Raw genomic sequence first — 8720 nt, forward strand, 5'->3', positions numbered from 1 at the left:
CGTCATCACCCCCACCTACACCGTGACCTCCTGAATGATGAACGGCGCATTCGTCCACGTGAGGTGGACGAATGCGCCGTTCATCGAGGTAGAGCGCGGCCCCGACGCCACTCCCGGAAGCCCGGTAATGTCCTTAAGGGACGAACCGGGCGGCGGAGGAGGGTTCTGTGCTGGAGATCAGCGGACTGACGTGGGCGGTCACGATCGGGGTGATCGTGCTGTTGCTGGCGGTCGACCTCGTGCTCGCGGCGTGGCGGCCGCACCGGATCGGCTTCCGCGAGGCCACCCTGTGGTCGGTGTTCTACATCCTGGTCGCGGTCGGGTTCGGCGTGTGGTTCGCCATGGCGCACGGCGGTGAGTTCGGTGCCGAGTACTTCGCCGGCTACATCGTCGAGAAGAGCCTTTCGGTCGACAACCTGTTCGTGTTCGTGATCATCATGACCACGTTCCTGGTGCCGGAGGAGCACCAGCACAAGGTGCTGACGTTCGGCATCGTGCTGGCGTTGATCATGCGCGGCATCTTCATCGCGGTCGGCGCGACGCTGCTGTCGTTGTTCTCGTTCATGTTCCTGCTGTTCGGCCTGCTGCTGATCTTCACGGCCGTGCAGCTGTTCCGGCACCGCGACGAGGACCCGGACGTCGAGAACAACGTCGTGGTGAAGGCCGCCCGCAAGCTCCTGCCCGTCACGGACGACTACGTCGGCGGCAAGATCTTCACGCGGATCGACGGCAGGCGTCTCGCCACTCCCCTGTTCGTCGTGCTGGTGGCCATCGGCGGCGTCGACCTGCTGTTCGCGCTCGACTCGATCCCCGCGGTGTTCGGCGTGACCGCGGAGCCCTACATCGTGTTCACCGCCAACGCGTTCGCGCTGCTCGGCCTGCGCGCGTTGTTCTTCCTCGTCAAGGGACTGCTCGACCGGCTGGTGTACCTGTCGGCCGGCCTCGCGGTCATCCTGGCGTTCATCGGCGTCAAGCTGATCCTGCACTGGGGTCACGTCGACATCTCCTCCTCCATCCCGGAGGTGCCGACCCCGCTCAGCCTCGGCGTGATCATCGCGATCCTCGTGGTCGTCACCGCGGCGAGCCTGATCAAGACCCGCAACGACCCGTCGGCCAAGGCCCACCCCGGTTCGCTGCGCGGGCATCAGGAAGCTCCCGAACCAGAGTGACCAGTTGAGTAACAGTTGACTAATTAGTAACACGTGTGCACGATCTGGCGGCATGGATCTGCACGTGGACGAGCCTGCGCGCGACCGCCGCGTCCGTCGCACCCGCGCCGCCGTGCTGCAGGCCGCGATCGACCTGGTCAGCGCACGCGGCACCACGGCGGTCGCGCTGTCCGAGATCGCCGAGGCCGCCGACGTCAGCCGCAGGGTCGTCTACCAGCACTTCGGCGACCTCGACACGGTGCTGCTGGAAGCCGGGCTCGACCTCGCGCGGCGCGAGCTGCTGCCGCGCCTCGCCGGCCTCCGGCAACCGATGGACCCCCGCGAGGAAACCCTCGCCATGGCCCGGCACTTCGCCGAGCACAAGGTGTTCTACCGCGCCCTGTTCACCGGCTCCTGCGCCTACGCGCTGGACCGCGGGTTGATCAGCCTGCTGATCCCGGTCAACCGGCAGAGCGTCGAGCACCTGTTCGGCGACCGGGCCACCGGTGAGGCCGTCGACGACCTCACCGCCTTCATCACGGGTGGCGTCGGATCGTTCGTGACGGCCTGGGTGATCGACGGCGCGCACGATCCCGAGGCGTTCACCGACCGGTTGATCGCCGTAGTCTCCCTCTTCCTGGAGTCCCGATGATCAGCCGTCTCATCGAACGCAGGCTCAAGCTCTCACAGCCGTTGACGCGCAACGTCGTGGTGCAACGCAATCTGCGCGTGCCCATGCCCGACGGAGTGGAGCTGCTGGCGGACCGGTGGTTACCGCGCTCCGGCGGCGACGGGCTGCCGACCGCGCTCGTCCGCTCCCCCTACGGCCGCGGCATGTTCGGCCAGCTGATCGCCCGGCCGCTGGCCGAGCGCGGCTACCAGGTGCTGATCCAGAGCGTGCGCGGCGGGTTCGGTTCCGGCGGCACGTTCGACCCGATGCGCCAGGAACGCGAGGACGGCCTCGCGACGCTCGACTGGCTCGTGCGGCAGCCGTGGAGCGACGCGATCGTGCTGTACGGGCTGAGCTACCTGGGCCACGTGCAGTGGGCGGTCGCCGACCAGCTGCCGCCGCAGGTCAAGGCGATGATCCCGGTGGTGACGGAGTCCGCGCTCACGCTCGAGTTCCTGCGCCCGGACGGCCTGTCGCTGGAGACGCCGTTCGAGTGGGGCGTGCTCGTCGGCACCCAGCAACGCCCGCTGGCGATGCTGCGCAAACCGTTCCAGGACAGGAAGACCGCACGGGCGCTGCACACGCTTCCGTTGCGGGACGCCGACATCGCGGCGTTCGGTGAACGTTCCGCCTACATCCAGGACATCCTCACCCACGACGCCGGCTCGCCGCGCTGGGAGGGGCTCGACCACAGCCACCGGGTCGCGGACGTGCCGGTGCCGGTCAGCTCGATCGGCGGCTGGTACGACATCTTCCTGCCCGGTCAGCTGCGCGACTTCCAGGTGTTGCAGGACAAGGGACTTCCGGCGCGACTGACGATCGGGCCGTGGACGCACGCCGAGTTCAACTCCACGCCGATCGACGAGGCCGTCGAGTTCGGTCTGGCCCACGCCCGCGGTGAGCAGCCGCCGGGCCGCGCGCCCGTGCGGCTGTACGTGATGGGCGAGAACGCCTGGCGCGACTTCTCGTCGTGGCCGCCTGCCGGTTACCAGCCGCAACGCTTCCACCTCGGCCCGAACGGCACGTTGGGAACCGAACCTGTCGAGTCCTCGGTGGGCACCTACCGCTACGACCCCGCCGACCCCACTCCGGCCGCTGGTGGTGTGCGCCTGGAAAAGGGCGGGCGCGTCGACAACACCGCGCTGGAAGCCCGGCAGGACGTGCTCACCTGCACCACGCCCGCGCTGGCCGCGGAAGTCGAGGTGGTCGGCGAGGTGAGCGCGGAGATCTGGTTCTCCTCCAGCCTGCCGCACGCCGACGTGTTCGTGCGGCTGTGCGACGTCGACCCCGACGGGAAGTCGTGGAACGTGTGCGACGGCCTGGTGAGCCTGACCGGGGCGGACCAGCCGCAATGCGCCACCGTCCGGTTGTGGCCGACGGCGCACCGCTTCCGGCGCGGCCACCGCATCCGGGTGCAGGTGTCGAGCGGTGCTTTCCCGCGCTACGCCCGCAATCCGGGCACCGGCGAGCCGCGGGCCACCGCCACGACGTTGCTCGCCGCCGACCAGACCGTCCACTGCGGACCGGACCGGCCGTCCGCGATCATCCTTCCGCTGCGCTGATCACTTCTTCTTGCCCTTGCCCTTGCCCTGCTTGGCCTTCGGGTGCTCCTGGACCGGCTGCGGCACGGTGGTCTGGACGACCGGTTGCTCGACGACCGGCACCGGAGTCTGCTCGACGGTGCCCGGCTGCGTCGACACCGGGGACGCGGGAGGCGCCGACTCCACCGGGGTGTCCCGGTCGTGCAGCGCGAACCCGGTACCGATGGCGGCGATCAGCACGGCGGCCGACGCGGCGGCGAGCACCACGGGTGACCGCCGCCGCGCAACCGGTGCGACCCGAGTCGGCGGGTCCGCGGCGAGCAGGGCGTCAGCGCACTCCCGCGCGGTCGGCCGGCGTTCCGCGGACAAGGACGTCATCAACGACAGCAGCCGGACGAGGTCGAACGGCAGATCGTCCGGCACCACCGGTGACCGGTGCAGCCGGGCCACCGCCGCCTCGATCTCCGAGCCTTCGTACTCCCTGCGCCCGGTCAGGCACTCCAGCAGCACCAGCCCCAGCGCGTAGACGTCCACCGCGGAGGTGATCTCCCCGCCGCGCACCTGTTCCGGAGCCAGGTAGGCGGCCGTGCCGACGACCTGGTCGGCCCGCGTGAGCCGAGCGCCGTCCACGAGGCGCGCGAGGCCGAAGTCGGCGAGCCGCGGTACGCCGCCGGAGTCCAGCAGGATGTTGGACGGTTTGACGTCGCGGTGGATGAGCCCGCGGGAGTGCACGTACGCCAGTGCGTCGGCCAGGGCGGCCCCCAACCGGCGCACCTCGCCCACCTCCATCGGCCCGTTCGCGATGTGGTCGCGCAACGTGCGCCCCTCGACCAGCTCCAGCACCATGAACGGTGTGTCACCGGACGAGTCCGCGTCGTACACCGGCACCAGCCCCGGATGCGACAGGGCCGCGAGCGTGCGGACCTCGTTGTCGAACCGGCGCGTGTCGGCCGTCGGCCCGAACAACTTGACCGCGACGTCCCGCGCCAGCACGACGTCCCTGGCCCGGCGCACCTCCGCCACGCCACCCGTACCCAGCAGCTCGCCCACCAGGTAGCGGTCGGCGAGAAGACATCTGTCCGGCATGGCAGGGGATTCCCGCCCGCCAGACACCCTAACCACCAGTCGAGCACCGCGTTGATCTCATTTGGCCCCTAGCTCGGCTGATCAGCCCGTGGCTAATGTCGTGGCGCGGCCGCGAACTGCCATCGACAAAAACGAGGTGAAAACCGTGCGTGCAATTTCGACGTTCGTGCTGACGGCAGCCGCGATAGTGGCCACCGCGCTTCCGGCGGCAGCGGCACCGGTCAACGCGGCCGTGGCACTTCAGCCGCAGGGACGACTGGAGGCACGTGGCGCGGCGGTGTCCGTGCCGACGCGGGTGATGTGCCAGAACGGCGCCACCGCGTCGTTGTGGGTGCAGGTCACGCAGAACGTGCGCGGCGAACTCGCGATCGGCGAGAAATACACGGGAAGTGTTCCGTGCACCGGCGAATACCACAGGGTCGACGTGACCGTGGTGTCCCGCACGAAAGCGTTCCGGCAGGGCGTGGCGTTCACGTCGGCGTCGTTGAACGTCTACCTTCCGCCGGACAATTCGAACACGGTCGAAGATGCGCGAGAAATGGTTCTCGTCAGGTAGTTCACCGTTTGACGGCGCTCGACGCGCGGACCACGAGCTCCGGCTGGAACTTCACGTGCCGGTGCTCGTGGTCCGGCTCGTTCTCGGCCAGCAGCAACGTCGCGGCGGTGCGGCCGAGCTGCTCACGCGGCTGCCGCACCGACGTCAGCGGCACGGCGGCGGCCGCGGCGAACTCGATGTCGTCGTACCCCACGACGGCGAGGTCGCCGGGCACCTTGAGGCCCTGCTGCGTCATCGACTGCAGCAGGCCCAGCGCGAGCAGGTCGTTGGCGCAGAACGCCGCCGTCGGACGCCGTGACGCGGGCAGGCCCACCAGCCGCTCCCCCGCGCCGCGGCCTTCCGCCACCTGCAGGCCCCTCGTCTCCAGGAACGTGAGCGCGTCAGCCGGCAGACCGGCGTTCGCCAGCGCGCGCACGGCTCCCTCGCGCCGGTCGCGCACCTGCTGGATCGACAGCGGGCCGCCGATCATGGCGATGCGCCGGTGGCCGTTCTCGATCAGGTGGGTCACCGCGAGCTCACCGCCGAGCACGTCGTCGACCGCCACCGAGCAGTAGGTGCCGTTCGACTCGCGGTCGACCAGCACCACCGGCGTGCCGCGGTCGGTGAGCCGTTCCGCGTCGACCGGGGTGATCAGGATGCCCTCGACGCGCTGCTCGTGCAGCAGCTCCAGGTACTCGCGCTCGCGGCCGTCGTCGGACGCGCTGTTGCACAGGAACAGCGCGAGCCCCGCCTCCCGCGCCGCGTCCTCCACGCCGCGGGCCACGTCGGTGAAGAACGGGTTCGCCGCGTCGAGCACGACGTAGGCGATCACCCGGCTGCTGCCCGCTCTGAGCTGCCGCGCGGACTCGTTGCGGACGAACCCGAGCTCCTCGATCGCGGCCAGCACCCGTTGCCTCGTGGCCGGCGCGACGACGCCCGGCCGGTTCAGCACGTTCGAGACGGTCGCGTTCGACACGCCGGCGTGCCGCGCGACCTCGCGGATGCCCACTGACGGCTTCACCGGCGACTCCTTTGTTGAAACGTGACAAGCGACTGTACCGCCTGTCCCTTGACATGTGGCCATAACGCCCCCAGAGTGCACGTAACTCAGCCGTTAAAACGTTTCAACATCGAGGAGACGGACGTGGACCGACCTCCCGTGGTGGCGCTGGACGAGGTGAGCAAGTCCTTCGGCGCCGTCCGCGCGTTGTCCGGCGTGTCGCTGCAACTGCTGCCCGGCGAGGCCCACGCGCTGCTCGGGGAGAACGGGGCCGGCAAGTCGACGCTGATCAAGACCCTCGCCGGGGTGCACCGCCCGGACACCGGACAGGTGCTCGTCGACGGCGCCCCACAACGGTTCTCCGGACCCGCCGACGCGCTGGCCGCGGGCATCGCGATCATCTACCAGGAACCGACGCTCTTCGGTGACCTGTCGGTGGCCGAGAACGTGTTCATGGGCCGCCAGCCGCTCGGTTTCGGCCGTCGCATCGACGTCGCCGCGATGCACGCCCGCACCTCGGAGCTGTTCTCCCGGCTGGGCGTCCGCCTCGACCCGGCACGTCCGGCGCGCGGACTGTCCATTGCGGACCAGCAGCTCGTCGAGATCGCGAAGGCGCTGTCGTTCGACGCCCGCGTGATCGTGATGGACGAGCCGACCGCGGCCCTGTCCGCGCACGAGGTCCAACGGCTTTTCGGTGTGGTGCAGGCGTTGCGCGCACAGGACGCCGCCGTGCTGTTCGTGTCGCACCGGCTCGACGAGGTGTTCGAGCTGTGCCAGCGGGCCACGGTGCTGCGCGACGGCGAGTTCGTCTGGTCCGGCCCGTTGTCCGGCCAGACACCGGACTCCCTGGTGCGCCGCATGGTCGGCCGCGAGCTGTCGCAGCTCTTCCCCAAGCAGGAGACGGCCGCGGGCGAGGTCCTGCTCTCGGTGCGACGGCTGACCCGGGAGGGCGTGTTCACCGACGTGTCGTTCGACGTGCGGGCAGGCGAGATCGTGGCTCTCTCCGGGCTGGTCGGCGCGGGCCGCAGCGAGGTCGCACGGGCGGTGTTCGGCATCGACCGGCCCGACGGCGGCGCGGTCGTGGTGCGCGGCCGGCGGCTGAAGTGCGGCTCCCCCACCGCCGCGATGGCCGCGGGGATCGGGTTCGTGCCGGAGGACCGCCGTCAGCAGGGACTCGTGATGGACGCGTCCATCGAACGCAACGCCGCGCTGGCCTCGCTGGGCAGGCTGTCGACGTTCGGGTTGCTGCGCCGCCGTTCCGAACGCGCGCTCGCGCAGGACTGGGCGGTCAAGCTGCGGCTGAAGTTCGCCCGGCTCAGCGACCCGGTCGGCGTGCTGTCCGGCGGCAACCAGCAGAAGGTCGTGCTCGCGAAGTGGCTGGCGCGCAAGCCTTCCGTGCTGATCGTGGACGAGCCGACGCGCGGCATCGACGTCGGGACGAAGGCCGAGGTGCACCGGTTGTTGTCGGAGCTGGCCGGACAGGGCGTCGGGGTGCTGATGATCTCGTCGGAGCTGCCGGAGGTGCTCGGGATGGCCGACCGCGTGCTGGTCATGCACGAGGGCCGGTTGGTGGAGGAGCTCGCGCGGGCCGAGGCGACCGAGGAACGGGTGGCGCTCGCCGCGGCCGGGCAGGTGGCGCGATGACCGCCCTCGCACTGCGCGGCACCGCCGCCCGCCGCCTCTCCACCCGAGTGGGCCGAGTCCGCGAGCTCGGCATCGTCGTGGCCCTCGCGCTGGTCGTCATCCCGACGGCGATCGTGAACCCGAGGTTCGTCCAGCCCCAGAGCCTGCGCGACCTCCTGCTCAACGCCTCGATCGTCGCCCTGCTGGCCGTCGGCCAGACCCTGGTCGTCATCACCCGCAACGTCGACCTGTCCGTGGGCTCGGTCCTCGGCCTGTCGGCTTTCCTGACCGCACAACAGTTCGCCGACCACCCCGGCACGCCGGTCCTCGCGGGCATCGGGTTCGGCATCGGCATCGGTCTGGCCTGCGGGCTGCTCAACGGCCTGCTGGTGGCGCTGGGCAACGTCCCCAGCCTGGTCGTCACCCTCGGCACGCTCTACGTGTTCCGCGGCATCGACTACGCCCTCGCCCACGGCAGGCAGGTCAACGCCGCCAACCTCCCGGACGCGCTGCTCGACCTGGGCAGCAGCCGCGTCCTCGGCATCCCGGTGCTCGTCTGGGTCACGCTCGCCACAGTCGCGGTGGCCGCCGTCCACCTCCGCACCTACCGTTCCGGCCGCGAGCTGTACGCGCTCGGTTCCAACCCGGAGGCCGCCAAGCTCGCCGGCATCCCGGTCGCGAAACGCACGCTCACCACGTTCGTCCTGTCAGGACTGATCGCGGGCCTCGCGGGCGCGCTCTGGGTGGCCCGCTACGGCACGGTCGACGCGGCCGCGGGCACCGGGCTCGAACTCCAGGTCGTGGCGGCCGTCGTGGTCGGCGGTGTCGCGATCTTCGGCGGTTCGGGAACCGTGGCCGGTGCCGCGCTGGGCGCGCTGCTGCTGGGCACGATCACGAGCTGCCTGGTGGTGCTGCAGATCCCCGCGTTCTGGCAGCAGGCGATCTCGGGCGCGCTGCTGCTGAGCGCCATCTCCGTCGACCGGCTGCTCGCGCTGCGCCTCGCCAAAGCCCTGCGCACCACGGAAGGAATCTGAATGATCGTGTCAAGCCGCTGCGGCAGCGGGTTGTGGCGCGGTCGGTGTGAACTTCCGGCCGTCGCGCAGCAGCGCCCAGAGCA

General features: G+C 70.3%; 8 protein-coding genes. 6 read left to right on the forward strand and 2 right to left on the reverse strand.

Annotated elements, in window-relative coordinates:
* Window positions 1–167: 167 nt before the first annotated feature.
* Genes ABZV40_RS45825 through ABZV40_RS45835 form a run of 3 tightly spaced genes read left to right on the forward strand, consistent with a single transcriptional unit; the run spans window position 168 to window position 3380 of the window.
* Window positions 168–1169, forward strand: coding sequence for a TerC/Alx family metal homeostasis membrane protein (locus ABZV40_RS45825; RefSeq protein ID WP_355456412.1), 1002 nt, complete (start codon window positions 168–170; stop codon window positions 1167–1169).
* A gap of 52 nt (window positions 1170–1221) precedes the next feature.
* The gene (locus ABZV40_RS45830) at window positions 1222–1800 is read left to right on the forward strand and encodes a TetR/AcrR family transcriptional regulator (RefSeq protein ID WP_355456413.1); all 579 of its coding nucleotides are present in this window, start codon (window positions 1222–1224) and stop codon (window positions 1798–1800) included.
* Window positions 1797–3380, forward strand: coding sequence for a CocE/NonD family hydrolase (locus ABZV40_RS45835; RefSeq protein WP_355456414.1), 1584 nt, complete (start codon window positions 1797–1799; stop codon window positions 3378–3380). The genes ABZV40_RS45830 and ABZV40_RS45835 overlap by 4 nt, the downstream gene beginning before the upstream one ends.
* Here ABZV40_RS45835 and ABZV40_RS45840 read toward each other — a convergent pair whose 3' ends face one another.
* On the reverse strand, window positions 3381–4445 hold the full coding sequence (locus tag ABZV40_RS45840; protein WP_355456415.1) for a serine/threonine-protein kinase: 1065 nt from the start codon (window positions 4443–4445) through the stop codon (window positions 3381–3383). It abuts the gene before it with no gap.
* 145 nt (window positions 4446–4590) lie between these two features.
* Between ABZV40_RS45840 and ABZV40_RS45845 the strand changes: the two genes are divergently transcribed.
* Window positions 4591–5001, forward strand: a complete 411-nt coding sequence (locus ABZV40_RS45845; protein WP_355456416.1) for a hypothetical protein — start codon at window positions 4591–4593, stop codon at window positions 4999–5001.
* A 1-nt stretch (window position 5002) separates the two neighbouring features.
* On the opposite strand, the gene ABZV40_RS45850 is transcribed toward ABZV40_RS45845, so the two are convergent.
* On the reverse strand, window positions 5003–6001 hold the full coding sequence (locus ABZV40_RS45850; protein ID WP_355456417.1) for a LacI family DNA-binding transcriptional regulator: 999 nt from the start codon (window positions 5999–6001) through the stop codon (window positions 5003–5005).
* 123 nt (window positions 6002–6124) lie between these two features.
* On the opposite strand from ABZV40_RS45850, the gene ABZV40_RS45855 reads away from it, so the two are divergent.
* Window positions 6125–7624, forward strand: coding sequence for a sugar ABC transporter ATP-binding protein (locus ABZV40_RS45855; RefSeq protein ID WP_355456418.1), 1500 nt, complete (start codon window positions 6125–6127; stop codon window positions 7622–7624).
* Window positions 7621–8637 carry an ABC transporter permease gene (locus ABZV40_RS45860; RefSeq protein ID WP_355456419.1) on the forward strand — a complete coding sequence of 339 codons (1017 nt, stop codon included), beginning with the start codon at window positions 7621–7623 and terminating at the stop codon, window positions 8635–8637. The genes ABZV40_RS45855 and ABZV40_RS45860 overlap by 4 nt, the downstream gene beginning before the upstream one ends.
* Window positions 8638–8720 lie beyond the last annotated feature (83 nt).

The sequence above is a fragment of the Lentzea sp. NPDC004782 genome (assembly GCF_040609115.1).
GTDB lineage: Bacteria > Actinomycetota > Actinomycetes > Mycobacteriales > Pseudonocardiaceae > Lentzea.

Bases quoted from the DNA above. Each gene is read 5' to 3' on its own strand.
- ABZV40_RS45830 (WP_355456413.1), top strand. From the start codon at position 1,222: ATGGATCTGCACGTGGACGAGCCTGCGCGCGACCGCCGCGTCCGTCGC.
- ABZV40_RS45835 (WP_355456414.1), top strand. From the start codon at position 1,797: ATGATCAGCCGTCTCATCGAACGCAGGCTCAAGCTCTCACAGCCGTTG.
- ABZV40_RS45840 (WP_355456415.1), bottom strand. From the start codon at position 4,445: ATGCCGGACAGATGTCTTCTCGCCGACCGCTACCTGGTGGGCGAGCTG.
- ABZV40_RS45860 (WP_355456419.1), top strand. From the start codon at position 7,621: ATGACCGCCCTCGCACTGCGCGGCACCGCCGCCCGCCGCCTCTCCACC.